This is a genomic window from Bradyrhizobium ontarionense (assembly GCF_021088345.1).
GTDB classification, from domain to species: Bacteria; Pseudomonadota; Alphaproteobacteria; order Rhizobiales; family Xanthobacteraceae; genus Bradyrhizobium; species Bradyrhizobium ontarionense.
In genome coordinates this window covers 7,219,148-7,244,542 of record NZ_CP088156.1, presented here as the reverse complement: position 1 = coordinate 7,244,542, position 25,395 = coordinate 7,219,148, and the positions used below count along the sequence as shown (strand labels likewise).

The window sequence follows — 25,395 nt, the reverse complement described above, 5'->3', positions numbered from 1 at the left end:
CAGCCGGTTGCGGCGCCTCAGATGCTGACATGGCGACCGCACGATGATGCGCTGTTGACGCAGTGCCACGCGTCCTCGCCCTACCGCCCTCCCTGTCGGCTCTCCTAGGCCTATCTCCGTCGCCTTGTCGCACGCGACGTAACGCGGCGGCTTGCGCGGACGAATATCCTTATCGATCGCATCTCGACCGGATCGGCTCCGGCGACCGGTGAGCGGGCTCGCCCGACGCCGAATGCGGCAGCGCGGCTGCCCATGCCGTGCGCGATCAGCGCGAGGGAGTTCTTCATGTCCATTCGTCAACTCGGCCTGGCCACCCTGTTGCTCGGGGCGTTCCATCTGGCCCCAACGATGGCCGCAGCCGGCGGCCTGCCGCACAAGCCGGAGGTCGACACACGCCTGCTGGTCGGCGAGGTCGCGCGAGCCGACGGCGGTCCGACCGAGGCCTGGGCGGGCCTGGATGTCAGGCTCGGATCGGGCTGGCACACCTATTGGCGCTCAGCCGGCGATGCCGGCGCACCGCCCGAATTCGACTGGTCCGGCTCCCGCAACATCGCTGACGTCACCGTCGAATGGCCGGCGCCGCGCCGCTTCACCGAGCAGGACATCGACACCTTCGGCTATGACGAGCACGTGCTGTTTCCCTTGCGGGTACGGCTCCAGGACGGGACGGCTCCGGCGCATCTGGCTCTGAAGGCCGTCCTGTTCGTGTGCTCTGTCATCTGCACCCAGCAGGAGGCGCAGCTCGAGGCCGATATCCCCACGGCGACACGCCAGCCGAACGATCAGGCGCAGATCGACGAATGGCGGCACAGCGTCCCGCGCGAGACGTTGCCCGGGCTGTCCATCACGGCCCTGCGCCTCGATCGTCAAGCCAAGCCGCAGCTGCTGCTCGACGCGCAGGCCTCCCCGCCGCTAGTCGCACCGGACGTCTTTCTCGATGGCAATGACGCAGTCTCCGGCGGCCGCGCGCGGGTGGGCAGGACGTCGGATGGCGGCGTCCGGATCACCGTGCCGGTGCAGGGTCTCGATCAGGCCGGTCCGATCGACAGGCTTCGGGTGACGCTGGTTGATGGCGACAGATCGATCGAAACCACGCTTGCCGTGAACGCCGCCGGAGCTGCGCCCGCTGCCGCCGCTCCGGGGACGGCAACGCCTCACCCCGCCGCCGCATCGATCTGGACCATTCTCGGCATCGCGCTGCTCGGAGGCTTCATTCTCAACTTCATGCCGTGCGTGTTTCCGGTGCTGTCCCTGAAGCTGGTGTCACTGGTCGATCATGAGCCGGGGCGCTCGGCTTCGCCGCGGACGGCATTCCTGGCCACGGCCGCCGGCATCGTCGCGTCATTCGTGAGCCTCGCGCTCGTCCTCTCAGGCCTGAAGGCGACCGGCGCCGAAGTCGGCTGGGGCCTGCAGTTTCAGCAGCCTGTTTTCCTCATTGCAATGATCATCGTGCTCGCCGCGTTCGGCGCCAATCTGCTCGGCCTGTTCGAGATCACCCTGCCGTGGTGGGTCGCAGGCCGCCTCGGCGCCGTCACGAGCCAGCGCACGATCGCAAGCCATCTTGTGAACGGCTTCGTCATGACGCTGCTGGCGACGCCGTGCTCGGCTCCCTTCGTCGGCACTGCCGTCGCCTTTGCGCTGTCGCAGGCGGCGCCTCAGATCGTGCTCGTGTTCACCGGGCTCGGCCTCGGGATGGCTGCGCCCTATCTCTGTCTCGCAGCGGCGCCGCGCCTTGCCGCGCTGTTCCCGCGGCCGGGACGCTGGATGCTGAAGCTGCGCGCCTTCGCAGCGCTCGCGATGGCCGCGACCGCGCTGTGGCTGCTGATCGTGCTCTCGGACATCAGTGGGCCTGCCCCCGCCATCATCCTTGCCGGCGCGCTGCTCGTTGCGCTCCTGATCATGACCGCACTCCGCTTCCCGTTGCGGAGGACGGTTGCCGGAGCCGGCATCGTCGTCACGATGGCGCTGATGGCCGCCACCTATGTGCAGCCGGTCGGGACGGCGCAATCGACCGGGATCGCGTGGCAACCGCTGGTGCCAGCCGAGATCGCAGCGCAGGTTCGCGCCGGCCACACCGTGTTCGTCGACATCGGCGCGAGCTGGTGCATCACCTGCAAGGTCAATGAGAAGCTCGTGCTCGACAGCGCGGCCGTCCGGAGCCGCCTCACCGCCGGCGTCGTCGCCATCAAGGCGGACTGGACCTCGCCCAACGATGCGATTGCGACCTACCTCAGATCCTTCGGCCGCTATGGGCTGCCTTTCAACGTCGTGTTCGGCCCAGGTGCGCCGGCCGGAATCCTGCTCCCAGAGCTGCTCACCCCACAGATCGTGCTCGACGCGATCGACACCGCATCCACCCGCCCTCATCCGGAGAATAACAAGACATGACCAGAACGAGCCTTGCCGCATCCCTCGCGACGTTGCTGCTGCTGACAGCCGCCATCCTGCCGCTGCAGGCCCGCGCCGAAGACGATGACACCGACATCCTGAGCGAAGCGCGCATCCTGCGAGATCCCGCCATTCCCGCCGTCGGCAACGCGGACGGCGATATCACGATCGTCGAGTATTTCGACTACCAATGTCCGTATTGCCGCAAGATCAGCCCGGACCTCGCGAAGGTGGTCCGCGACGACGGTCACGTGCGACTGGTCTTCAAGGATTGGCCGATCTTCGGCGGCGCCTCGATCTACGCGGCCCGTCTCACCCTGGCCGCCAAATATCAGGACAAGTTCGCCGAGGCGCATGAGGCGCTGATCTCGCTCAATGAGAAGCTGTCAGAGGCCAAGGTCGATGCTGCGCTCACGGCCGCCGGGGTCGACCTCGCCCGCGCAAAGGCCGACCTCACAGCCAAGCGCGCCGACATCGACGAGGTTCTTGCGCGCAACCATGAGCAGGCCACAGGCCTCGGCTTCCGTGGCACGCCGGCCTTCATCATCGGCCATTTCCGCGTGCCGGGCGCCCCGAATATCCAGGCCTTCAAACAGGCCATTGCCGATGCACGCGCCGCGGCGAACAAATAGCAGCGACTGGCCTCGAAGCGATTGGCGCTCCGGACCTCGGCCACGCGGACCTTTCGCGTGGCCGCTCCGACCGCGAGAGCTGACGTCGGAGCCAAGTCCGCTTTGGCGACTTGGACGATCCCGACAAACGTCACGGCTCACTCCGGCCGCGCCCTAACCGGATGATCAGGCAACCGGGCCGCCGCGCGACCGCCAGCTGCTCATGCCGCCGGCATAGTGGCGAATATCCTGCCGTCCCGCCGACAATGCCTTTCGCAGCGCGGTCGCCGAGCGACCGCCGGCCTGGCAGATCAGAACCACGGGCTTGTCGTGGACGAGGCTGTCGGGATCGAAGCGCGACAGCGGGTGGTTGACGGCGCCGGGAATGTGACCGCCCTTGAACTCATGCGGCTCGCGCACGTCGACGATCACGCAGCTCCGCTGCCGATGCGCCCGTACCAGCTCATCGTGCTCGATCGCCGGCACGCTGGCCGATCCGGTAAGCTTGCTGAACAGTCCTGATAGCATTGGAGGAACCTCACCGTTTGACGAAGGACCGGCCACGACGGCCAGAGCAACTAGCCCTGCGCACGCCTCGCCTTGGCCTCGGACGATTCGACCCAGAAGAAGAAAGCACCGGCGCCGATCGCGAGCGCAGCGAACCAGGCGCCGTCCGGCACGCCGGTGATGTCGGGCAGCCGCACCTTGCCGAGCGCCCAGACATTGAGGATGTGGGCCTTCACCCAGTCGAAGCTCAGTGCGTAGAGGATGGCGCCGACGATCATACCGAACGCGCCGACCGCCGCGTGCACGCTGCCGCTGGCGATGGCGCCGAGCGCGGTGCCCGGGCAGTAGCCGTAGACCACCATGCCGATGCCGAACAGCGCCGCGCCGAGCGCGACGGCCAGCATGTTGGCATCCTTGACGTAGTATTTGGTGTTGCCGGTATCGACCAGCAGCAGCACGCCGATGCCGCCGACCACGATCGCAGTGCCCATCACCTTCAGTACCGTGAAGTCACGCAGCCGGAACTGGTTCTCGATCACGTTGCAGCTCGTGACCTTGCCCTGCTGCAAGAGATAGCCGAACACGGCGCCCATCAGCAGCGGGCCGGCGATGATCATCAGTGACGTCATGACCTTCTCCTATGCCTTGCGGAACATGATGCGCGACGCCAGGAGACCGGTCGCGAACATCACGGCGAGGAACAGCCAGCTGGAAAGTGCCAGCTGCAGCCCGCCCGAGATGCCGTGCCCGCTGGTGCAGCCGCCGGCCAGACGCGCGCCATACATGATGACGATGCCGCCGAGGAACGCAGCGACGAAGCGCTTGAACACGGAGGGACCGAAGCGCTGCTTCCACACCTCCGGCACCAGCTCGAGCCGCCACGTGCCCGAGATGATCGCCGACAGGAAGGCGCCGAGCGGAATGCCGACCAGGAACCAGACACCATAGTCCCATTTCAGCGGCATCGATTTCCAATAGCTGTTGGCGGCGACGGCATCGGATCCGATCACCGGCGCGGCAAACAGCGATGCGATACGCGAAAAGGCGGTCGTCACGCCGAGCGGGTCGCCAAATGCGGCAAAGGCCACCCAGCTGAGAATGCCGATGCCGGCGCCGACCAGATAGGGCGACCAGTCGATCCGTTTGGACTTCCGTGAATCCTTGACCATGACGTCGGTCATCATCGTCATGACGCCGCCCTCCCTGCTCGCGCGGCCCAGCGCCGCGACCGGACATGCGCCTATTATATTCGTCTATTCGAACTTGTGAATATAAATTATGAGGGTGCTGCCGCGATCGGCTGCGCTGTGCGCTGCACCGGGGTCAGCGTCGGGTTGGCGGCGAACTGCCGGCGCCACCAGAGAACGCCGCATGCCGCGCCCGTGCGAGAAGCCTGCGAGATATGGCTCGCACGCCGGCGCGGCCGCCATGACTGGCGAGTGGGCCAGCCCTGGACAACCCGTTGAGCGTCCGAGCCCGGCCGGCAAAATCGCGGCGATGTCGAACCTCCACCGCTCGCAGCGGCGCGATGTGCTAGGCCGCCCTCACGCCGGCGATGAACTTCTTCACTTCCAGGCTCAGTCTCGCACTGTCGCCGGCCAGCGACTTCGCAGCGGACAGAACCTGGGACGCGGCGCTGCCGGTATCGACCGCGCCACGCTGCACATCCGTGACGTTGGCCGAGACCTGCTGCGTCCCCGAAGCCGCGTGCTGGACGTTGCGCGAGATCTCCTGCGTCGCGGCGCCCTGCTGCTCCACGGCCGCCGCGATCGTCGACGAAATCTCCGACAGTTTCTCGATCGTGATGCTGATCTCCCGGATCGCACCGACCGATTGCTGGGTGGCGGACTGGATGCCGGATATCTGCTGGCCGATCTCGCCGGTGGCCTTGGCCGTCTGCTCCGCCAGCGCCTTGACCTCGGATGCGACCACGGCAAAGCCACGGCCGGCCTCGCCGGCGCGCGCGGCCTCGATCGTGGCATTGAGCGCGAGCAGATTGGTCTGTCCGGCGATCGTGTTGATGAGCTCCACGACGTCGCCGATGCGCGCAGCAGACTTCGAGAGCTCGCTGACCTGCTCATTGGTCTTGCGGGCCTGCGCCACCGCCTCATTGGCCATCCGGGCCGAATCCTGGACTTGTCTGCTGATCTCGTTGACGGATGCAGACAGTTCCTCGGTCGCGGATGCCACCGATTGCACATTGGTGCAGGCTTCCTCGGACGCAGCGGTGACGGACGTCGCCAGATTCTGCGCGCGAGTGGCCGTGTTGCTGAGCCCGCCGGCGTGACCTTCCAATGCGCTTGATGCCGTGGACACGGTCTCGACAATCTCGCTGACCGCGGCCTCAAAGCGGCCCGTGATCTCGTCAAGCCGTCGGCCGCGCTCCAGCTTCACCTCCGCCTCTTTCGACGCAATATCGTCGGCGTTCTTCTTGGCGATCAAAGCGGTCTTGAAGACCTCCAGGGCGTCGGCCATCATGCCCACTTCGGTGTTCTGGCCGCGATAGGGAATCTCCGTCGTCAGGTTACCCTCGCCGAGCGCCTGCATCGGCCGGATGATCGAGGCGATACACCGGGAAATGTCGCGAATGAACCAGCTTCCGATCCCAATGCCAACGAGAACGGCAAGGACGATGATCGCCGACATCAATGCGAATGCCTGGGCATAGCCATCGGCGGCGATCTTCGTCTCAGCGTCGGCGCCGCGGTTATTGATGTCGATCAGCTTCTTCAGATATTCGTCCGACTGATTGGCGATGCTCCGGACCGTCTTGTTGAACAAATCGCTCGCCTGCTTGGTCGCATTGCCGTTCCCGGCGCGCAGAACCTCGAGTACACTATCCGCCGCCTTGACGTATTGCTCCCAACCCTGCGACCAGCTCTCGAACAGGCTGCGCTCCTCGGCCGACGAGATCATCGCCTCGTAGGAGCGGCGCGCCGCCGCGATGGCCGCGAGCGTTGCCTTCATATTGCGGTCGAGGTTGTCCCTTTCCTCAGCCGTGTCCGCCGTCATGTAGGCGCGGAGCTGGGCTCGATTGAGATTGATCGCGGAGCGCAGCTCACCGAGAACGCGCACGCTCGGCAGCCAGTTCTTGGCGATCTGTTCGGTGTGCGTGTTGATCGTCTGCATGCCGCGCACGGCCAGCAATCCGACGACGGTCATGGCCACCAGCAGCAGCGCAATAACTGCGGCCATTTTTGCTCGAATCGAGAGTTGCGACATCTCGCCTGCCTTTCGTTGCCCCGCGGTTCGTATCGGTCCACCGCACGATGGCGCCGTGCCGCTCGTGACGGTAACGTCAGACCTTCGCAATTTGGTTAACGAACTGGGATCTGCAAATGTCGTTCTCAGGCGCGGCAGTCCGAGTGCGTGCCGACACGCCAACCGTTGACGCCTGCGACACGTGCGATCGAGTCTCCAGACGTCGCCTTCCGATGCTGCAATACGAGCGCACTCGGCTTCCTCACGATGATCTATGAAGGCGTCGCGGCGGGCAACTGGACCGGGCTCTGCGCCGCCTTGGCTGCGAACAGCCAGCGGTCCACGACGAGATCAGTGATGGCAGCGCCGAGCCACATGCCCCCGAGCACGATCCACGCGGTCAGCGCAAACACCGACGCTCCGGTCACGCCGGCGCCGACGGCACAGCCGCCGGCGAGCATTGCTCCGAAGCCCATGAGAATGGCGCCGACCAGATAGCGCCGCATGCCGCGCCCGTCCGAGAATCCTTCGAGATTGAGCTCGCGCGCCAGCGCGGCCGCGACGAATGAGCCGATGAAGACGCCCGGGATGATGCCGAGATCGAAGCCCGGCTTGAGTTGCGTGCTGGCTAGCACCTGCATCAGCAGCTCGGCCGAGGGGCCGCTGAAGGTGAGACTCTTCAGCGGCACCGGCGAGAACGACGCCTGCCCGAGCTGATAGGTCAGGAGCCAGCCGGCTGCGACCGCTGCGCCGGTTGCCACCGCCGAGCGGAGGATCCGCCCCCCGATCTGGAATTTCGACACGGCGGCCAATCCCGCCAGAAACCACAGCATGCCGAAGCCGAGCTTCTCAGGCACGCCGCCGCCGAACACGCTCATGATGTCGCGCGACGGTCCACCATCGACGAGCCAGAGATTGGTCAGCCACTCGCGCAACGGTGAGAGCAGACCGTGATAGGCGGATTGCGCGGTGACCGCAAAGATCAGGCCCGACAGCAAGGCTCGCAGATTGCCGTTGGCGGAGAGCACCAGCAGCCGGCTGGCGCAGCCGCGCGCCAGGATCATGCCGCAGCCGAACAGGGTGCCGCCGATCATCGCACCGGATATGCTGCCCTGCTGCGCCAGCTGGCGCGCTTCCGAGACGTCGAGCAGGCCCATCGCCACCAGCGCCTGAGTGCCGAGCAGCGCCGAGGCGAAGGTCAGCAGCCAGACCGCGAGGCGCGGGCCGCCATGCCCGCGCGCGAACTCGATGGTGGCCGCGCGCAGGCAGAAGCGGCTGCGCTGGGCAAAGAAGCCGAACGCACCGCCGACCACGAGCCCGCCGAGCAGCGACACCAGCTCCTCACCCAGAAGGTCGATCAATACGGTGAGCACGGGCGCTCTCGTCGTTCAGGTCTGCCGCTCGACGCACCGGTCGGCATCGGCAAAGACATGCGTCCGTCACGGACGCAGATAGGCGTATCCGCTCTGCTGCAGCTCAGCGAGACGCACCACCCCGCCCTTCTCCGCCACTGCAAAGCCGGGCAGCAGATCGTCGAGCTTCACGCCTTGCGCTTTCATGGTGTTGGCACACGCGTCGAAACCGACACCCGCTTTGATCAGGCGTTCGGCAAGCGCGGAGATGGTCTGATCGGCCGAGATCGCATGAAAGGCGCGCAGCCCCGGACCATGAATCACAAGGCGGATGTCCGCGCGCCCCGGTCCTCCGGTGCCATCGACGTGATTCTGGATGTTGCCGAGAACGAACAAGGCGCGATCCTGATCGGCGAGATGATAGGCGACCCGCTGCCGGGGCGACTCCGTCGCCGCGCGTGCGCTGGCGATGCCGAGCATTCCGAACAGGCCGGCGAACCCGGCTTGCATCAAAGATCGTCGTTCCATGATTGCTCCTAACGCGTTGCAGCAATGAAACCTGCGATGCGATCGGCGGCATCCTCGGCCGCGAGATCGCGGAAGAAGTGATCCGCATCGTCGATCGTCTCCAGCCGGACCCGGCCGCCGGCGCGTGACGCCAGCGGCGCGAACGATGCGGCCACATCGGGCACCGTCTTGTCTTGCGAGGCTGCAAGCACCAGGACCGGAATACTCACTTCGGCAATCAAGGCCGCTGTGTCCTGACGCCGGTCGGCGCGATAGAACGCGGCGAGGGCGCGCGCCGTCACCTTGGCATCGCGGCAATAGATGAAGCCCGGCACGGACATCCATTCGCCGCCGCGCCCGGCGGAGATCGCGGCTTCTGCCTTGTCGAGCAGCGGCGCCAGCGGCTGGCCGTAGCTCTCGGCATAAGCCGCTCTCAGGCTGGCCTCGATGCCTGCGGTGGCCGGCGCCAGCAGGATCGCGCCCTCGACCGCGGCTTTTGGAGTCGATGCCAGATAGCGCGCAACCTGGTTGGCGCCACGCGAATGTCCGAGCACGAAGACGCGCGACGACGTCTTGCGCGCCTCGGTCACCCAGGCCGCGATCTCCGCGATCGCGTCGTCCGGTGCGTAGTCGTGATCGTTGGCGCAATCGTACATGCCGGTGCGGCGATCGAGGCCGAGCACGAGGTTGTGCGCGAGCGAGGCGATGCCGCGCTCGGCCAAGGCCTTGGACAAGCCCTGGATGGTCTCCATGTCCTTGTGCGCGAGCGTGCCGTGGGTCATCAGCACCAGCGGCACATCCGGCCCCGATCGCGCCGACAGCCGCAAGGTGCCGAGCGCGACGCGGCCGCCGATAACGACCTCGCGCGGCTCCTCCGCGGCAAGGGCGACCGTTGCGACGAACGAGATCAAGAGAGCGAGCCACCACCGCATCGTCAAACCCTTCAGGGACGCACGATCGTCCAGTTCTTCTCCGACAGCTCCAGCAAGGTCGCCACCCCGGCCTTGACCACCGTGACGCCGTCGAGCAAAGGCGGCTGCCGTCCCTCCTTGCTCGCGAGCGTCTCCAAAGTGTTGCCGCATGCGATGAAGCTCACATTGGGCATCGACTTCGAAAAGCCGATCACCCGCTCCTTCACCGGCGACCGGTCGGCCAGCAACATGTCGAGCCCGCCATTGAAGGCGACGATGACGATCTCTACCTCGCCGCCTTCGCCCGAATAGTGACGGGACACATTGGCGGCGACGTCGAGCACGGCCCGTATCTTCGCCGGATCCTCGTCGCTGATCTGCAGCGCGAGCCTGTGCGGCTCGGCTGCTGCTGCGACCCTCGCCGTGCCGATGCCGGCCACGGCGCCGGATGCGACCGCCAGCAGGATCTGACGGCGACTGCATCCGATGACCGTCACTCGACCCCTCGAGGCTTCCCGTCCTTACCCTCCTCCGGAGTGACATCGACCGCGGTCGCATGTCCCGTGATCTTGACCGGCGCGATGCAGTTCTTCATGCACGGCTCCTTCTGCCAGAACGCCTTCTCGCTCGTGGCCCGGTCGTCCATGATGAAACCAGCCTCGTTCGGCATCTTGATCGTGGCGAGATTGCCGTTGCTCAACTCGAAATTCTGATCGGTCACGATGTCGTTGAGATAGAGCACATAGGCGACCAGCGCATAGTACTCGTCAACCTTCAGCGACTGCGGACTGCCGAACGGCATCGCGTGCCGGACATAGTCGAACAGTGTCGAGGCGTAAGGCCAGTACGAGCCGACCGTCTTGACCGGATTGTCTGATGTCAGCGAGCCCTTGCCGCCGGCAAGCACCGGCCAGCGGCCGGCGCCCTCACCGAACTCGCCGTGGCAGCTCGCGCAATTGTCCATGAACAGCTTCTCGCCCTGGGCGACGGTGCCCTTGCCGACCGGCAGGCCCTGCCCGTCCGGACGCACGTCAATGTCCCAGCCGCGGATTTCCTCAGTCGTCGGCGCACGTCCGATATTGAACCTCTGCACCGGCTTGGCCTCGGGCTTTTCGCTCGAACCACCAGCGAGCGCCGCCGAGCCCGCAAGCGAGGCCAGCGCGACAGCGATGATGAGCTTAGGCGACCTCGACATTCTCGACCTCACCGTTTGCCTGCACGTGCCAGGTCTGGATGCCATTGTTGTGATAGATGGAGTTGTAGCCGCGGACCTTGCGCAGCTCGGCCTTGGACGGCTGGACATAGCCGGTCTCGTCCTGCACCCGCGACTGCAGCAGCAGCGGCTCGCCATTCCAGTCGAATTCGTAGTAGAAGCGGGTCAGCGCCTTATCCAGCACCGGGCCGTCGATCCGCGCTGGCCACCAGTTGCGACCGCCATCGAGCGAGACGTCGACGCGCCTGACCTTGCCGCTGCCCGACCACGCGAGGCCCGAGACGATCGTGAAACCCTTGCCATGCTTGATCGGCGCCTGCGGGCTCGGGCTCGTGATCACGGACTTCGCATCCATGGACCAGGTGAAGCGCCGCGCCTTGCCGTTCGGCAGCAGGTCGGTGTACTTCGAGGTCTCCTCGCGGGTGTGCCAGGGCTGGTCGCCGACCTTGATGCGGCGCAGCCACTTGACCCAGAGATTGCCCTGCCAGCCCGGCACGACCAGCCGCATCGGATAGCCCTGCTCGGGATACAGCGCCTCGCCATTCATCTTGTAGGCGATGATGCAGTCGTCGAGCGCCTTCTCGATCGGCAGGCTGCGATCCATCGACGCGGAATCGGCGCCCTCCACCAACAACCATTTGCCGTTGGTCTTGACGCCGGCCTCCTCGAGCAGCGTGCGCAGCGAGACGCCGGTGTATTGCACGCAGTGGATCATGCCATGCGTGAACTGGCAGCCGTTGAGCTGGGCGCCGCGCCACTCCATGCCGGAATTGGCCGCGCATTCCATGAAGTGGATGCGGTTGACGCGCGGATAGCGCTTGAGCTCGTCGAGCGACAGCGTCAAGGGCCGCTCGACCAGACCATGGATCATCAGCCGGTGATCGGCAGGATCGACGTCGGCGACACCGCCATGATGGCGCTCGAAGCACAGCCCGTTCGGCGTGATGATACCTTCGAGCTCATGCAGCGGCGTGAAGCTGACGGAGGATTCGCGTGACGCGGTGAGCCACTCGACGTCCCGGCGAATGACATCCTTTTCGAACTTCGACGGCTTGCCATAGGGGCGCACGGCCACGCCCTCGCCGAGGGTGCGCGTCCATTCCGGCACGTTCGGCGGCTGGTTGGCCAGATTTCCTGCGCCGGCACGGGCCGAGGACGCCAGCGCAGTGGCCGCAAGGCCGCCGGCTGCAGTCAGAAAGCCGCGCCGCGATTGGCGTGATGCTGACAAGAGAGATTTGTCCTTCGACATCGTCTTCACACTCCGGAGACTTTGACGGCCCGGTTGGGCTCGAGACGAACGGTTTTCTGGCGCTGCAGATAGCTCGACACGACCTCCCAGATCGGCGGCCCCTGCGTGCCCTCGTTGACGCTGGCCCAGCCAGCAACCTGATACTCGCGCCCCGGATCGATCGCGGCGCCGGTCTTGATCAGGCGCATGTCGGAGATGCGGGCGCCTTGCGGCTTGTTGACATCGATCGCATAGGACATGCCGCCGATGCGAACCATGTCGCCGCCCTGCTGGTAGTAGGGATCGACGTTGAACAGATTGTCGGCGACGTCCTCGATGATCTCCTTCAGGCGCGTGCCCGTCATGCCCATGCGATAGACCGCAGGATAGGTGATCGCGGTGGCGTTGGTGACGTCCTCGAAGGTGATGTCCTGGCCCGGCATCACGCTGGTGCCCCAACGGAAGCCCGGCGACAGCGCGATCTCCGCATCGCGCTCCTGCAGCAGCGCCTGACAGATCAGATCGTCGAAGGTGCCGTTGAAATTGCCGCGACGATACAGCAGCGTCTCGGTGCGTCCCAGCGCGCGGCTAAGATCCGCGGCAAACGGCTTGCGCACCTCGGCGATCTTCGCCGCCATCGCCGCATCCGGCGTGATCACGTCGGAGAACAGCGGGATCAGCTTGTAGCGATAGGCCTTGACCTCGCCATCCTTGACATCGAGATCGAGCCGCGAAACGAACTTGCCGGAGGAGCCCGACGCAATCAGCAACGTCTTGCCGACCTTGATGGCCTCAGGCAACGCATCATGGGTGTGGCCGGTCAGGATGACATCGAGTCCCTTGACGCGGCTCGCCAGCTTGCGGTCGACGTCGAAACCGTTGTGGGACAGCAGCACGACGAGACCCGCGCCGGCCTCGCGCGCCTTGTCGACCTGGATCTGGACATCTTCCTCGCGCACGCCGAACGACCAGTTCGGGATCATCCAGCGCGGATTGGCGACCGGCGTGTACGGAAAGGCCTGCCCGAGCACGGCGATCTTGACGCCGCCACGCTCGATCATGGTCGAGGCCTCGAAGGCCGGCTCGTTCCACTCGGTGTCGCGGATGTTCAGGCCGAGGAAGGGAAAGCCGAGCGCATCGACCGCCTGCTTGACGCGCTCGGTGCCGTAGGTGAACTCCCAATGGCCGGTCATCGCGTCCGGCTTCAGCAGCGACATGCAATCGATCATGTCCTGGCCACGGGTCTGCAGCGACGACCATGATCCCTGCCAGGTGTCGCCGCCATCGAGCAGCACGACCTTGTCGCCGCGCTCGGCGCGAATGGCTTTGATGACCGTGGCAGCGCGGTCCAGTCCGCCGATCCGCCCGTAGGTCTTGGCGAGCGCCTCGAAATCCTCCGAGGTCAGCGCATAGGCGGACGACGATCCCGGCGCGATGCCGAACCGGGTGAGGAAATCCTTAGCCGTGACGTGTGGCGGCTGCCCCTTGGCGTCGCCGACACCAAGATTGGTCGACGGTTCGCGGAAATACAGCGGCATCAGCTGGCCGTGGATGTCGGTGACGTGCACCAAGGTGACGTTGCCGACGGGATCGAACGCCAGAAGCTCCTTCTCCGTCAGCTTCTGCTGGGCAAAGGCGTGGGGCGTGCCGGCGAGGCCGGCGCCACCCGTCAGAGCAGCCGCCGCCAACGCGACCTGAACGAATTCGCGACGCGATATCATGATGCTTGTTCCTTGCGTCCGCGCCTCAGTTGCGGACCGACGGTGTCTCGACGGGCAGACCGATGCCGCGCCATGCGACGTAGACTTCGAGCGCGAGGAACTCGTCCGACAGCGGCTTGTACGGCACGCCGCGAACGTCGAACATGCAGCCCTCGAAGCGTTCGTGCAGCGGGATCAGGCGCTGATCGCGCAGCCGGTAGGTCGGAAAGCCGTTGGTCTGGCCCTGGCTGAGAAAATCGGCGCGCATGAACTTGCCGTTGTTCTTCTCGTGACAGGAGGCGCAGGCGAGATCGAGCTGGCCGACCCGCGTATAGTAGATCTCCTTGCCCTTCTCGAACCATGGCGACATCGGGCCGTCGGTCTTCACGGCCACGGGCATGCCCCGCGACTGCGAGCGGACGAAGGTCGTCATGTCGGTCAGCTCGTTGGACTTGAACGCCCAGGGCTGCGCCTTCATGTGCTCGGTTCGGCAGATGTTGATCTGCTGCTCGAGATTGACCGGCTTGTTGAGCTTCTCGCTCCATTTGGGCATCGCTGCGCCGACGCCCTTCATGGTCGTCTCGGCCTCGCCGTGGCAGCTCATGCACGACTTGCCTTCGCTGCCGTCGACCGCCTTCCAGACGTCGGCCGCCCGCTCCACCGCAAGGAAACCGGGGTTCTCCAGGTCGTCGTCCTGGAGCGCGCGCGTCTCCTTGGTGCGGAACTGATAGCCCGAGATGATGGTCTGGAATACGTGACCGGGAGGCGCCGGAATGCCCTTCCGTTCCGCCTCCTGGCCGGACGCTGCGATCGCCGAGAGGACCAGCGCCGCCATCGCCAGACCAGCGAGAGAAACGTAGCGAATGGACATCCATCACTCCCCGTAGCGATCACACGCCGACGATCAGCCCTTCAACGCGATCTTTTCTTCGGCCGCCACCACCGAGCCGTCATCATCGGTCCAGGCGAACTTGAACGTGCCTTCCTCGTCGATCCTGGCGTCGAACTGGATGTACGGATTGGCTGAGATCGCGGGCTCGAGCGCGCAGGAGAACACCGGCTTGCCGTTGAACTCGCAGGCGAACTTGTTGACGATCTTGCGCGGGATCGGCTTGCCCTGCGCATCCTTGCGCTGGCCCGATTCCATCAGATGCGAGACCAGCGTCTTGATCTGGATGATCTCGCCCTTCTTGGCTTCCTTCGGAAGCTTGATGCGCGGCTTGTCTGCCATGTTCGTCTCTCCCCTGTCTCAGCCGCCGCAGCCGCCGATGGTAACCTTGACGGTCTTGCGCTCGGTGAAGAGCGAACCGTCGCTCATCTTGGCAATCGCGATCACGTTCTGCGTCTGCGCCAGACGGATGCGGATCGATGCCTCGGCCTTGCCGGACATCGGCGTGAACATCAGCGTTGCAACGCCGGCGTTCGGGTTGCCGTCGGCCACGAACAGCACTTCCTTGACGTAGTTGTCTGATGTCATCGGACTTTCGACCGTGAGCGCGAGCGGCACGGTGTTGCCGTTCTCGGCGATCTCAGGCAGATCGAGCGTGATCTTGCCCTTGGCTGCTTCCTTGCCGTCGGTGAACTTCTTGATCAACTCGGCCGCGTCGTTGCTCGGCTCGGCGTTGGCGGCCATCGGCATCACCGTCAGGGCGACGAAGCCGCCGCCGAGAAGGAATGCCTGTCGTCTGTTGATTGCGCCCATGCATCATCCTCCAGAGGCGGTTATTTCAATGTTTCGAGAAAGGCGACGACGTCCTCGACCTGCGCGGCGGTGAGGACCGGTTTGCCGACGAACTCCGGCCTGACGCGACCGAGTCCGTCGTTCTTGTAGAAGGCGGGCATCACCGTGTCGGTGAAGATGCGCTTGGGGTCGGCGACGATCAGGCGCAGCTGCGCCGTATTGTAGCGGCCGGCGACGCCGTCGAGCGACGGTCCGAACTCGCCGTGAAACTCCTCGGACTTCAGCGCGGAGACCTGGTGGCAGGCGAGGCAGTTGCCGAGCGTTCGCGTCAGGAACACCTTCTTGCCAGCATCGGCATTGCCAGGCGCGCCCGTCAGGGATTTCGGCATGGCGTCGTCGACGACGTCGAGCCTGATCGGCTCGTCGCCTCGCGCCGTTGCCGACAGCAACGCGCAAAACAAGGCGGCCGGAATCAAACGGCGCATGTTTCCACCCTGACGACGAGGCTCCCCCTCGCCTGCTCATGCGATGGACTTACGGTCCATCATATTCACGAATTATGATTTGATAATGTGATTGGTGTCAAGCCAATTTCGATGCGGCAGCGCACTCACCCCTTCGAAGACGCGAGATAGTCGCGGAAGGTACCGCGCTCATAGGCCCTGTCGCGCACGAAGCGGAACATCGCGAGGAAATGCGGCGGCTTGAGATAGCCCGGCGCGCGCGCGACCTCGCGTGCGAGCGGCTCTTTTGAATCGACACCGTCTGCGGATGGAGGAAAGAACTGGAACGTCGGCGTGAACCGGATCGCGTAGCGCTCGGCGAGTTCCTTCTCGGTGAGCTCCTTGCGATCGAAGTCGATCACCTTGCGCGCGCCGAGCAGATTGAGCTGCAGAACTTCGAAATTGGTGCGGATGTAGTCCGTGATTCCAGGGTCGGCGAAGTTAACAAGGTGGGTCTCGCGGCAATACGGACAGCCGCGCAACTCCCACATGATCGCGAGCCGCTTGCCTTCCGACGCTGCGCTCTCGAGATCCTCGCGCAGGTCCAGGAAGCTGTTGAGAAACCACGGCTGATGGTAGAGCCCGTCGTCACCGAGCACGGCCTCCGCCCGCGCACGCCTCTGCATCGCGCCGAGGGCGGCCGCGGCAGGCAGCAGCGCAACCAGATCGCGTCGCGTCATCATCCAGTTTGAGGTCATGAGCCTGCTCGCGCGCTTTGCCAAGTCCGAGAACTTTCGATACATAATATTCGAATAACAGAATGTGAAAAGGACATTCGATGTTGCGCCGCGCCATCATGCTGTCGCTTCTTCTCCTCTGGTGTTTTGGCCACGGGCCTCGTGCAGAGGCCGGCGACAGCAATGATCTTCCCGCTCTCATGCAGTCGGCCATGGCCGGCCTGCGCACGGCAGCGAGTTATGGACGCACGGGCAACATCGCCCTGGCGCAGATCGAGCTCGATGATGCGAGGCGCGCCTGGACGCAGCTCAGCCGGCTCACGGAGCAGCCAATCGCACCCTACGTTGCCAAGTCCTTCGCAGATCTGCTCGCGACCGGACGCGAGCGCTTGAGCATGGCGGACGACGCGCTCACGGCCGGTGACAGCGCAGGCGCCGCGGCGGACATCGCAACTTTGCGCCGCGCTCTTCACGCACTCAGACGGGAGGCGGGCGTCGTCGAGCTCAGCGATTGCGTGTTCGACCTGTCATCGGCCATGGACGAGTTGCGCAGTGTCGCCACACGGTTTGGAGCTGCCAAGGCAGACACCAGCGAGGTCGTCCAGGCCGGCACCGCGCTGCGCGAGCGGCTGCAGCGCTGCAACGGCCTCGCTCCGCCCGATATTGCGGGCCAGGCCGAATTCCGCCGCCTGATCGACGGCGCCATTGCGAGTGCAGGCGAGATCGGCAGTGCCGCGCGTACGGGCGATGCGGGCCTCGTGCATCGCTACCAGATCGAGCTGCAGTCCTTCGTCAATCTGCTGGACTTCCGCTTCGGCTGATCAGCCGATGGTGGCGAGCGACGGAAAGCGCTCGAAGATCCATTCCGACATCCACGGAATGATCCCTGAGAGGAAGGCCGCACCGGTCAGGACCAGAAAGCCGCCCATGGTCTTCTCAACCAGCGGCAGATGAGGCTTGATCCCCTTGAGCATGGTCATGAACTGCCCGGTGAAGGCAGCGGCGATCAAGAACGGGATGCCCGTTCCGACGGAGTAGGCGGCGAGTAGCAGAGCGCCCTTTCCGACCGTCGCCTCCGCGCCGGCCATCATCAGGACGGCGGCAAGAACCGGCCCCGCGCACGGCGTCCAACCGAAGGCGAAGGCCAGCCCCATCATGAACGCGCCGAGCAGGCCGGCCGGCTTGCTGCCGAGGTCAATCGTCGCGCTCCGGTACAGCAGCGGTATCCGCAACACGCCGAGGAAATGCAGCCCCATCGTGATGATGACGAGGCCGGCAACCATGCCGAGCTGGCTGAGATGACCGGCGATGAACCGTCCGAACACCGAAGCGGTGGCGCCGAGACCGACGAAGACGAGCGAAAAGCCGGCGACAAAACAAAGCGCGGTCAGGATCGTCCGCCGCCGCTGCACGATGCCGGCTTCGGTGATCGTGTCGGCAGCCGAGACGCCGGCCATGTAGCACAGGAACGGCGGGACCAGTGGCAGAATGCACGGCGACAGGAAAGACAGCAGGCCCGCGGCCAACGCAGCGCCCAGCGTGACGTCGAGATCCATCCATCCTCCCAGCCCGCCGGCCGCGCTGCATGCCGCCCGACTGGGCGGAGCGGGCTTCGGAAACGGAGCACTAGTACATATTCGAATTTAATGATAGGTTGGGCGGCAAGTCCAGAAGAGGATGGCGGCATGTCGCGCAGAATCGCAAAATTCGCATGGGCGGCGGTGACCGGCCTGTGTCTCTCGTTGCCGGCCGCCGCCTCCGAGCTCGTGATGTTCGAACGTGCCGGCTGCGGCTGGTGCGCCCGGTTCAATGCCGAGATCGCGCCGATCTATGCCAAGACGGACGAAGGGCGCGACGCTCCCCTGCGGCGGGTCGATCTTGGCAAGCCCCTGCCAGCCGACCTTGCCGGGATCGACCCGGGCGCATTCACCCCGACCTTCGTGATCGTGGACCAGGGGCGCGAAATCGGACGTATCCGCGGCTATCCCGGCGAGGCGTTCTTCTTTGGGCTGCTCGGCCGTATAATGAATGCTACAAACAGGCCGCAGGCCCGTACCTGACAGGAATCGAGGGATCCAGGATCCATGCCATTGCCGAAGCTCAAGGACATCGAAACGTCTGCCGAACTCGAGCAGATGATCGAAAAAGCGCGCGAAGCCAGCGAGATGCTGAAGGCGCTGTCCCACGAGTCCAGGCTGCTGCTGCTCTGCATCCTCGCCGAAGGCGAAAAATCCGTCACCGAGCTCGAGCAGTTCCTCGGCGAGCGCCAGTCCACGGTCTCGCAACAACTCGCCCGTTTGCGGCTCGACCGGCTGGTGACGACCCGGCGCGACGGCAAGACCATCTATTACAGCCTTGCGAGCGACGACGTTCGCAAGATCCTGACGGCGATCTATGACGTCTTCTGCGAGCCGGTCCGCAAGCGCCGGCGCTAGCACCGGAGCCGCGCAAGAGTTCTGGCTTCCTGGCCGGTCCTGACGCAGAGTGCCGGGAAACCAACCAAGGAAGTCGCGGGGGAATGCTCAGTCCGTCTGTCTTGACGTTCGCGTGTGGCCTGCTCGCAGGCGCCGTCCTCGGCGTCGCTGGACGAGCCGGGCGCTTCTGCACGCTCGCGATGCTGGAAGACGCCTTCTTCGGCGCGGACACGCGACGGCTCAAATCATTCGCTCTGGCAGCGGCGGTGGCGCTGGTCGCGACGCAGTCGCTCGCCACGTTCGGCCTCGTCGATCTCTCACGCTCCATCTATCTGACCTCATCCATTCCGCTCGGCGGCGCCATCCTGGGTGGCTTCCTGTTCGGAATCGGAATGGCCCTGGTCGGCACCTGCGGCTTCGGAACCTTGGTCCGCATCGGCGGTGGCGATCTGCGCGCCATCGTCGTCTTCCTGGTGCTCGGCGTCTCGGCCCTGGCCGCGATGCGCGGGCTCACCGGCTTCCTGCGCGTTGCACTGATCGAGCCACTGTCGCTGCGTCTGCCCGAGACGATGACCCAGGGCATGGACGTCCTGCTGTCGGCGGCGCTTGGATCGTATGCGCGGCCGATGGTCGTCTCCATCGCAGCCGTCGCGCTGTCCGCCGGGGCGCTGGCCGACGGGCGCCTCGTGAGATCGCCGCGGCTGCTGCTCTCGGGCCTCGCTGTCGGCCTTGCCGTGGCGTTCGGCTGGTTCGCGACCGGCTGGCTCGGCAATGACGATTTCGATCCGGCGCGCGTGGCATCGCTGACCTTCGTCGCCCCGCTCGGCAACACCGTGCTCTACATCGCCACGCTCTCAGGCAGCCATGCCGACTTCGCGATCGGCTCGGTGGCGGGCGTGATCCTGGGCTCGTTCGTCGCGGCGATGTTCTCGCATGTGTTTCGCTGGGAAGCCTGCGACGACGCGCGCGAGCTGAAACGTCACATGGTCGGCGCCCTGCTGATGGGCACCGGCGGCGTCATGTCTATGGGCTGCACGATCGGCCAGGGCCTCTCGGCATTCTCTGCGCTCGCCGTGTCCGCTCCGATCACAATGCTGGCGATCACATGCGGTGCACGGCTCGGCCTCGAATATACCATGACCGGCGAGTGGCGGCCGGCCGTGCGCAACCTGCTGCGCATGCCGTCGTGACCAAGGACGGCCGCATCACCATCCGCATCTCCGCCCGTTGGATCACGGCGCGGATGGGCAAGTCTGAACTCAACAGCAGAACTCTCTTCCGGGCGGGTTCGGGTCCGGTGCTCTGGGGCCAAGGAGAGTGGCGGCTGTTCTGACGCGAAGTCGTTCGACCTCGACTCAAGCGGACAGTGCTCGGCGGTCTGCGAGCGGAAGATGCGCTCACCGAAGGTCTCTACTGAATATGTGAAGACCTAGCTGGACGAGAGGAAACGCCTTGCAGCCTCAACCGTCGCCAAGAGAGGACGACTGGACCAGCAGCTCGGCCAACCGAACCGAGAGATTGATCGACCGGTTGACGCGATCGCCAAGGATCATGGCGATCCCGCAATTCTCGGACCCAAGTCCACGGCTCTGGATGCCGACCGGAAGCGAGACATTGCCGAATTGCGGAGCGCGCCCCCAGCGCCGCGAGCCATCGCACTCCCACCGGTCCATTCTGAGGCGCTACGAGGAACAATCGGTCCGGCTCGAAAGCTCACGAGGTGTGAGCGAGGGAGACGTGGGGGCCACGGAAGCGATCCCAGACCTCGTTGAGAAAGTCATCCTGTGGGCGGGACGAGACGCGGCCCGCCGGGTCAGCGTAGACATCTCTGAACGTCTCAACTCGCTGAGAGGCGAGGAGACATATGTGAAGGGACTATGGGGAACGATGGTAGCGGGGGAGCGCTACCGCCTTTCCCCACGCCAGCCGAACATACGATTTCTGATCCAACCGTTCGCAGACGGCGCTATGGCGTCTCGTCCCCGCGCGGCCGGCCGCTCTCCCGGCGGTAACGGAGATGGAGTCTGTCCCACACCTCGACCATCGCATGGACCAGCCGGTCCATGAGCGCATCATCGTGATAGGGCGTTGGTGTAAGACGCAGGCGTTCCATTCCTCGCCGAACAGTGGGGTAATTGATCGGCTGGATGTAGATGCCGTGCTCCGACATCAGCAGGTCCGATGCCGCCCTGCACTTCTCGGGATCGCCGACGTGCACCGGCACGATATGGCTCTCGCTCGGCATCACCGGCAGGTCTGCTGCGATCAGGACCGACTTCAAGCGCGCGGCTCGATCCTGATGCCGGACGCGCTCTGCTGTCGAGACTTTCAGATGCCGGATCGCAGCGGTCGCGGCTGCGCAGACCGGCGGCGGCAATGCCGTCGTGAAAATGAAGCCAGGGGCGTAGGAGCGCACCGCATCGATCAGGTTCGCCCCGGCCGCAAGATAGCCGCCGAGACAGCCATAGGCCTTTGCCAGCGTGCCCTCGACAATGTCGATCCTACCCATGACCCCGTCGCGCTCAGCTATGCCGCCGCCGCGCGGGCCATACATCCCGACCGCATGCACCTCGTCGACATAGGTGAGCGCGCCGTAGCGCTCGGCCAGATCGCAAATTCGATGCAACGGCGCGATATCGCCGTCCATCGAGTAGAGGCTCTCGCACACGATCAGCTTGGGCCTTTCGGGATCAGCTGCTCGCAGCAGCCGCTCGAGATGCTCCGTGTCGTTGTGCTGCCAGATCTGCTTCTCCACACCGGCCTTGCGGACGCCCTCGATCATGGAGTTGTGGTTCAACGTGTCGGATAGCAGCAAACATCCAGGCAGCAGCTTGGCGATGGTCGATATCCCCGCTTCGTTGGAAACATAACCCGAAGTAAACACCAGTGCGGCCTCCTTGCCGTGGAGATCGGCCAGCTCTCGCTCGAGCGCGATGAGCGGGTGGTTCGTCCCCGCGATGTTGCGGGTGCCGCCGGCACCGGTGCCCATGCGCGATGCGGCATCGATCATGGCGCCGATGACTTTCGGGTGCTGGCTCATGCCCAGATAATCGTTCGAGCACCAGATCACGACCTCACGCTCGCCCTCCGGCGAATGCCAGATCGCGTGCGGGCAGCGGCCCGCCAGACGTTCAAGATCCGCAAAGACACGATAGCGCCGTTCCTGGCGCAGCCGATCCAATGCCCCGCGGAACATCGCGTCGTATTCGGGAAGAAGGCCGAACGGCCGTGCTTGATAGTTCATGATCGAACGACTCCGGCTGGCTATCGCGGCTGGTTGAACTTGTAGGAGCCCTGGAGGAAGACGCCATAACGCTCCGTCGTATATCTCAGGACCTGATTGAACGAATCGACCGCATTGGTGCTGAGATGCCACCAGCGTCCGCCGATGCCGATGCGGAAGTTGTCCGTCAGCTGGTAGTTCAGAACGGTCTCGGCCTGGAATCCGGATCCTTGTCCTGCGGCGGGGTCGCGCCCGAACGTGAAATAGTGCGTGTCGATCGCATTCTGCGAAGTCCAGACATAAGCGGCCTCCGCCTGCCAGCTCAGCCGGTCCGACAGCCGCGTGTCGAGTGAGACACCGGCCCGTCCGCTGTGCCAGCGATCCTGCTCGGTCACCACCTTCACGCCGGGCCCCAGCGCCGGATTGCAGATCGCCGGGTTGCCGCCAACCTGGGTGCAGCCTCGGGCGTCGACCGTCTCCGCCCAATATTGATAGCCGACGAAGGCGCCGAGCCGGAAGCGCTCGGTTTCCAGGAGATTGAAGCCGACATCGAGATTTGCGTAGTGCAACCCACCGCCGAGGCTGCTGACGGTCTTGGACGATGGATTGACGAACGGGGCGAAGTCCTCGTCGACGAGAGTGCCCGAAGTGATCTTGCCCGTTCCGATGTAGCCCTTCAGAAACATGTTGGTGAAGGGTCCGTCGAGCGCATCGACCCTGAAGAACATCTCGCCAGTGTGCCCGGTCATTCCGCCATAGGCGAGCCGCGAGACCTGCAGCGTCGCGGCCTGGTCGGCGAAATAGCGGTAGCGATTCTGCCCCGAGCTGAACCAGTAGCGCACACCGGTCTCCAGCATGTAGGACGACAGGGGCGATCCGCGCGATTTCAGCGGCATGCCGCCCGCGCCTGCCCCCTGCCCGCCTTCCAACGCCGCAGGCCTGGCCCAGGCGCAGCTGACGATCGAGGCGTTGCACTTGGTAACGCCGTCGGCGTTGAAGTCGCGCCGCAACGTGACCGTCGCGAAAAGATCCTTGGTCGTCGTCTTGATGTTGGCCTGCGTGCTGTCGACGTAGCGGTACCCGACCTCGGCATCCATGCTGATCTCTTTCGACCACAAATAGCTGACCAGCAGCGACGGGAGGATCGTGTACTCCTTTAGGTCGGTCTGCGTCCCGGACCTGTAGCCCATCCGCAGCCGCGGGCTGACGGCGAGATCGGGCGTGATCGGATAGCGCGAGGCAAGATCCAGCACGTAGAACTTCGAATCCGCCAGGCTCGCGTAGCGCAGCGCGCCCATGAACAGATCGCCCGGTTTGACGATGCCGTTCCCGGTCAGCTGAGCCGACAGGTAATATTCGAGACCGCTCGCCGGCGTGCCATCGACGCCTCCGGACGGCAGCGTACCGGTCAGATTGGTCACCGTGGCATCGGCGGCCACCTGCCAGGTCTCGTTCAAAGGCCGCGAATAGCTCACCATGGCCGACTGGAACGTCGGCGTCCGGTCGATCGCGAACTGCCTGATCTCGGCTGCGGTGTTGAACTTCATCATGTCGTAAAGAGTGAGGAACGGCTGCCCCTGCAACGCATTCCAGGTCGAGAGAAACGGAACCTTTCGATAGTCGAACGAGGCGTTGATGACCGACTTGTCGTCGAACGTGTAGGTTCCGGAGAACACCGCCGCATTGAGCGCGCGAAAATGTGTATCGTAGTCGATCAGGCCGAGCAGCGACTTATTGGCATCGAAGTAGCGGAATTCGGCGCCGATGGCCTGGCGATCGACGATGTTGCGATCGTATTGGGTGATGAGGTAGACTGTGGTTTCGAGCCCGCCCAGAATCTTGCCGAAGTCGATGCTTGCGCCATAGAGCGTCTTGCCGTCCTTGAACGGTGCGTCGAAGCGGCTCCAGTTCGGCGAGCCCGCGAGCACGTTCAAGCGCAGACCAGGGCTCTTCTGCCAGCTCAGCACCGCGCCGTCGAAACGGCCCATCACGCCTCCGGTGTTGCGCGATTGCCGTCCGACGCGCAACGTCACGTCGGCCTCCTTCAGCGTGTAATCGACTTGCGCGGTCGATACGCCATACTTGTCGTTCCCCGTATCGAACTGGCGCTCATGGGTGAAAGCCAGCTTGAACTTGGTCCTGATGCGATCGTTGTCAGCCGTGCCGAGGTAGTCGAAATTGGTCAGCAGCGTGTTCTGATGAACCCGGTGGGCATCGGGATCGGCATTCGGGTTCGGCGCCATCGCCCTGTCTTTGACGGCGCTGGTGCTGTCATTGGTGATGAAGGTCGTCGAGAGGCTGCCCGACATCGACCAGCGGGTATCGCCGTTCGGCCCTCCCGCCTTCGTCGACATCGCTCCCCCCATGTCTCCGCCGTCGGAGGCCCCAGGAGACGTGTCACGCGGCCGCGCCGGTGCGCTGCTGGTCGCGGTGAGAAGCGCGGCGAGCCGCTGCCTGACCCGCTCGCCGCCCTCGCCGTTCGGATAGCGGCGCAAATAGTCCTCATATTCGGCCTGAGCTGCAGCGGTCTGGCCGGCCTTCTGGCGGGCGACGCCGAGCAGTTCCTGCGCCTCAGCGCTCGAACCGGTCTCAGGGAGCTTGAGCACCTTCTTCAGAAGATCGATCGCGGCGCTGAAATTGCCTTTCTTGATTGATGCGCGCGCCTCGTCCATCGAGGCCTCGGCAAAACGGATGTCCGCCGCGGACGCCTGCTGCATCGTCCGATTGTCGTTGCGGATCGACACCGCCGCCCCCGGAATCGGGGCCGGCTTCGGCGCACCCGGATCCGCCACGCTCGGCACCAGGGCCTTCACCTTGCACGCCGACACCGGCCCCTTGCGGGCAATGACGATCGTCACCTGCTCGAAGCTGCCGGATTGCACGATCTGGTAGGTGAATTCGCCGCCAAACTGGACGACGAGGATCGGTCCTCTGTTCTGATCGAGTGTCAGATAGACGTCCTGGATGCCGGAGCCCTGGGCATTTTCGACCCGCACACCCTCGCGCCGGACCAGCCGCCGCGCCATGATGGCGTCCCGATCGACCAATTGCAGCGAGACGCTGAGCTGGCTGCCCTGATCGAGCGGGAAATGCCCGGTATAGCGTACGCGAACATGAAAATTGACTTGCAGGAGACTGCAGTTGCCGACCGTCGTGGCATTTGCAGTGGCGACGAACTGATCGATGACCGGCTGCGCCGATGCGATGCCAAAGGCTCCATCGAGCAGGATTGCGAGCAAGCCGAACAGCAGAGTCATCGCCCATCGGGTCGACCTCGCT

The 25,395-nt window shown here is 64.8% G+C and carries 26 protein-coding genes; 7 read left to right on the top strand and 19 right to left on the bottom strand.

The features are described 5' to 3' along the window. Positions 1-285 precede the first annotated feature (285 nt). Entirely contained in the window at positions 286-2,388 is a 2,103-nt protein-coding gene (locus LQG66_RS31745; RefSeq protein WP_231319748.1) for a protein-disulfide reductase DsbD family protein, read from the top strand. Then, positions 2,385-3,020: a DsbA family protein gene (locus tag LQG66_RS31740; protein ID WP_231319747.1), complete on the top strand. Its 636-nt coding sequence runs from the start codon at positions 2,385-2,387 to the stop codon at positions 3,018-3,020. Before LQG66_RS31745 ends, LQG66_RS31740 begins: the two co-directional genes overlap by 4 nt. 165 nt (positions 3,021-3,185) lie before the next feature. Here the strand turns inward: LQG66_RS31740 and LQG66_RS31735 are convergent, their stop codons facing one another. From LQG66_RS31735 to LQG66_RS31660, 16 genes are all read right to left on the bottom strand, one after another. Beyond that, positions 3,186-3,527 carry a rhodanese-like domain-containing protein gene (locus LQG66_RS31735; protein ID WP_231319746.1) on the bottom strand — a complete coding sequence of 114 codons (342 nt, stop codon included), beginning with the start codon at positions 3,525-3,527 and terminating at the stop codon, positions 3,186-3,188. 50 nt (positions 3,528-3,577) lie between these two features. Beyond that, positions 3,578-4,135, bottom strand: a complete 558-nt coding sequence (locus tag LQG66_RS31730; protein ID WP_231319745.1) for a YeeE/YedE thiosulfate transporter family protein — start codon at positions 4,133-4,135, stop codon at positions 3,578-3,580. A 9-nt stretch (positions 4,136-4,144) separates the two neighbouring features. Continuing rightward, on the bottom strand, positions 4,145-4,687 hold the full coding sequence (locus LQG66_RS31725) for a YeeE/YedE thiosulfate transporter family protein (protein ID WP_231328029.1): 543 nt from the start codon (positions 4,685-4,687) through the stop codon (positions 4,145-4,147). Between the two features lie 352 nt (positions 4,688-5,039). Further along, positions 5,040-6,728: a methyl-accepting chemotaxis protein gene (locus LQG66_RS31720; RefSeq protein ID WP_231319744.1), complete on the bottom strand. Its 1,689-nt coding sequence runs from the start codon at positions 6,726-6,728 to the stop codon at positions 5,040-5,042. A 251-nt stretch (positions 6,729-6,979) separates the two neighbouring features. Beyond that, positions 6,980-8,080, bottom strand: coding sequence for a YeeE/YedE family protein (locus LQG66_RS31715; protein ID WP_231319743.1), 1,101 nt, complete (start codon positions 8,078-8,080; stop codon positions 6,980-6,982). Between the two features lie 66 nt (positions 8,081-8,146). Then, positions 8,147-8,587 carry a DsrE family protein gene (locus LQG66_RS31710; protein ID WP_231319742.1) on the bottom strand — a complete coding sequence of 147 codons (441 nt, stop codon included), beginning with the start codon at positions 8,585-8,587 and terminating at the stop codon, positions 8,147-8,149. Positions 8,588-8,595: 8 nt separating this feature from the next. Beyond that, the gene (locus LQG66_RS31705) at positions 8,596-9,498 is read right to left on the bottom strand and encodes an alpha/beta hydrolase (protein WP_231319741.1); all 903 of its coding nucleotides are present in this window, start codon (positions 9,496-9,498) and stop codon (positions 8,596-8,598) included. 11 nt (positions 9,499-9,509) lie between these two features. Continuing rightward, positions 9,510-9,944 (bottom strand): DsrE family protein, encoded by a 435-nt coding sequence (locus LQG66_RS31700; RefSeq protein ID WP_231328028.1) that lies wholly within the window; start codon positions 9,942-9,944, stop codon positions 9,510-9,512. 26 nt (positions 9,945-9,970) lie between these two features. Continuing rightward, entirely contained in the window at positions 9,971-10,717 is a 747-nt protein-coding gene (locus LQG66_RS31695; protein WP_231319740.1) for a c-type cytochrome, read from the bottom strand. Next, the gene (gene soxC, locus LQG66_RS31690) at positions 10,656-11,939 is read right to left on the bottom strand and encodes a sulfite dehydrogenase (RefSeq protein WP_231319739.1); all 1,284 of its coding nucleotides are present in this window, start codon (positions 11,937-11,939) and stop codon (positions 10,656-10,658) included. The genes LQG66_RS31695 and soxC overlap by 62 nt, the downstream gene beginning before the upstream one ends. Before the next feature lie 5 nt (positions 11,940-11,944). Further along, positions 11,945-13,639, bottom strand: coding sequence for a thiosulfohydrolase SoxB (soxB, locus tag LQG66_RS31685; RefSeq protein ID WP_231319738.1), 1,695 nt, complete (start codon positions 13,637-13,639; stop codon positions 11,945-11,947). Positions 13,640-13,664: 25 nt separating this feature from the next. Beyond that, positions 13,665-14,489 carry a sulfur oxidation c-type cytochrome SoxA gene (gene soxA, locus LQG66_RS31680; protein ID WP_231319737.1) on the bottom strand — a complete coding sequence of 275 codons (825 nt, stop codon included), beginning with the start codon at positions 14,487-14,489 and terminating at the stop codon, positions 13,665-13,667. 33 nt (positions 14,490-14,522) lie between these two features. After that, positions 14,523-14,849 carry a thiosulfate oxidation carrier complex protein SoxZ gene (gene soxZ, locus LQG66_RS31675; RefSeq protein WP_231319736.1) on the bottom strand — a complete coding sequence of 109 codons (327 nt, stop codon included), beginning with the start codon at positions 14,847-14,849 and terminating at the stop codon, positions 14,523-14,525. 18 nt (positions 14,850-14,867) lie between these two features. Continuing rightward, entirely contained in the window at positions 14,868-15,320 is a 453-nt protein-coding gene (gene soxY, locus LQG66_RS31670; protein ID WP_231319735.1) for a thiosulfate oxidation carrier protein SoxY, read from the bottom strand. A gap of 20 nt (positions 15,321-15,340) precedes the next feature. Continuing rightward, complete coding sequence (soxX, locus tag LQG66_RS31665; RefSeq protein WP_231319734.1) at positions 15,341-15,784, bottom strand: sulfur oxidation c-type cytochrome SoxX; 444 nt, start codon at positions 15,782-15,784, stop codon at positions 15,341-15,343. Positions 15,785-15,909: 125 nt separating this feature from the next. Continuing rightward, a complete protein-coding gene (locus tag LQG66_RS31660; RefSeq protein WP_425601370.1) occupies positions 15,910-16,485 on the bottom strand; it encodes a SoxW family protein in 576 nt (191 codons plus the stop codon). 95 nt (positions 16,486-16,580) lie between these two features. Between LQG66_RS31660 and LQG66_RS31655 the strand changes: the two genes are divergently transcribed. Further along, entirely contained in the window at positions 16,581-17,300 is a 720-nt protein-coding gene (locus LQG66_RS31655) for a hypothetical protein (protein WP_231319733.1), read from the top strand. Here LQG66_RS31655 and LQG66_RS31650 read toward each other — a convergent pair whose 3' ends face one another. Further along, positions 17,301-18,035 carry a cytochrome c biogenesis CcdA family protein gene (locus LQG66_RS31650; protein WP_231319732.1) on the bottom strand — a complete coding sequence of 245 codons (735 nt, stop codon included), beginning with the start codon at positions 18,033-18,035 and terminating at the stop codon, positions 17,301-17,303. A gap of 129 nt (positions 18,036-18,164) precedes the next feature. Between LQG66_RS31650 and LQG66_RS31645 the strand changes: the two genes are divergently transcribed. The 4 genes from LQG66_RS31645 to LQG66_RS31630 all read left to right on the top strand — a co-directional run bounded on the left by LQG66_RS31645 (position 18,165) and on the right by LQG66_RS31630 (position 20,226). After that, positions 18,165-18,539, top strand: a complete 375-nt coding sequence (locus LQG66_RS31645) for a thioredoxin domain-containing protein (protein WP_231319731.1) — start codon at positions 18,165-18,167, stop codon at positions 18,537-18,539. Positions 18,540-18,563: 24 nt separating this feature from the next. Beyond that, positions 18,564-18,914 (top strand): ArsR/SmtB family transcription factor, encoded by a 351-nt coding sequence (locus tag LQG66_RS31640; RefSeq protein WP_231319730.1) that lies wholly within the window; start codon positions 18,564-18,566, stop codon positions 18,912-18,914. A gap of 83 nt (positions 18,915-18,997) precedes the next feature. After that, the gene (locus LQG66_RS31635) at positions 18,998-20,083 is read left to right on the top strand and encodes a YeeE/YedE family protein (RefSeq protein ID WP_231319729.1); all 1,086 of its coding nucleotides are present in this window, start codon (positions 18,998-19,000) and stop codon (positions 20,081-20,083) included. After that, positions 20,080-20,226: a hypothetical protein gene (locus LQG66_RS31630; RefSeq protein ID WP_231319728.1), complete on the top strand. Its 147-nt coding sequence runs from the start codon at positions 20,080-20,082 to the stop codon at positions 20,224-20,226. Before LQG66_RS31635 ends, LQG66_RS31630 begins: the two co-directional genes overlap by 4 nt. Positions 20,227-20,859: 633 nt before the next feature. Here the strand turns inward: LQG66_RS31630 and hemA are convergent. Next, positions 20,860-22,137 carry a 5-aminolevulinate synthase gene (hemA, locus tag LQG66_RS31625; protein WP_425601369.1) on the bottom strand — a complete coding sequence of 426 codons (1,278 nt, stop codon included), beginning with the start codon at positions 22,135-22,137 and terminating at the stop codon, positions 20,860-20,862. A gap of 20 nt (positions 22,138-22,157) precedes the next feature. Beyond that, positions 22,158-25,373, bottom strand: a complete 3,216-nt coding sequence (locus LQG66_RS31620) for a hypothetical protein (RefSeq protein WP_231319727.1) — start codon at positions 25,371-25,373, stop codon at positions 22,158-22,160. Positions 25,374-25,395: the final 22 nt, after the last annotated feature.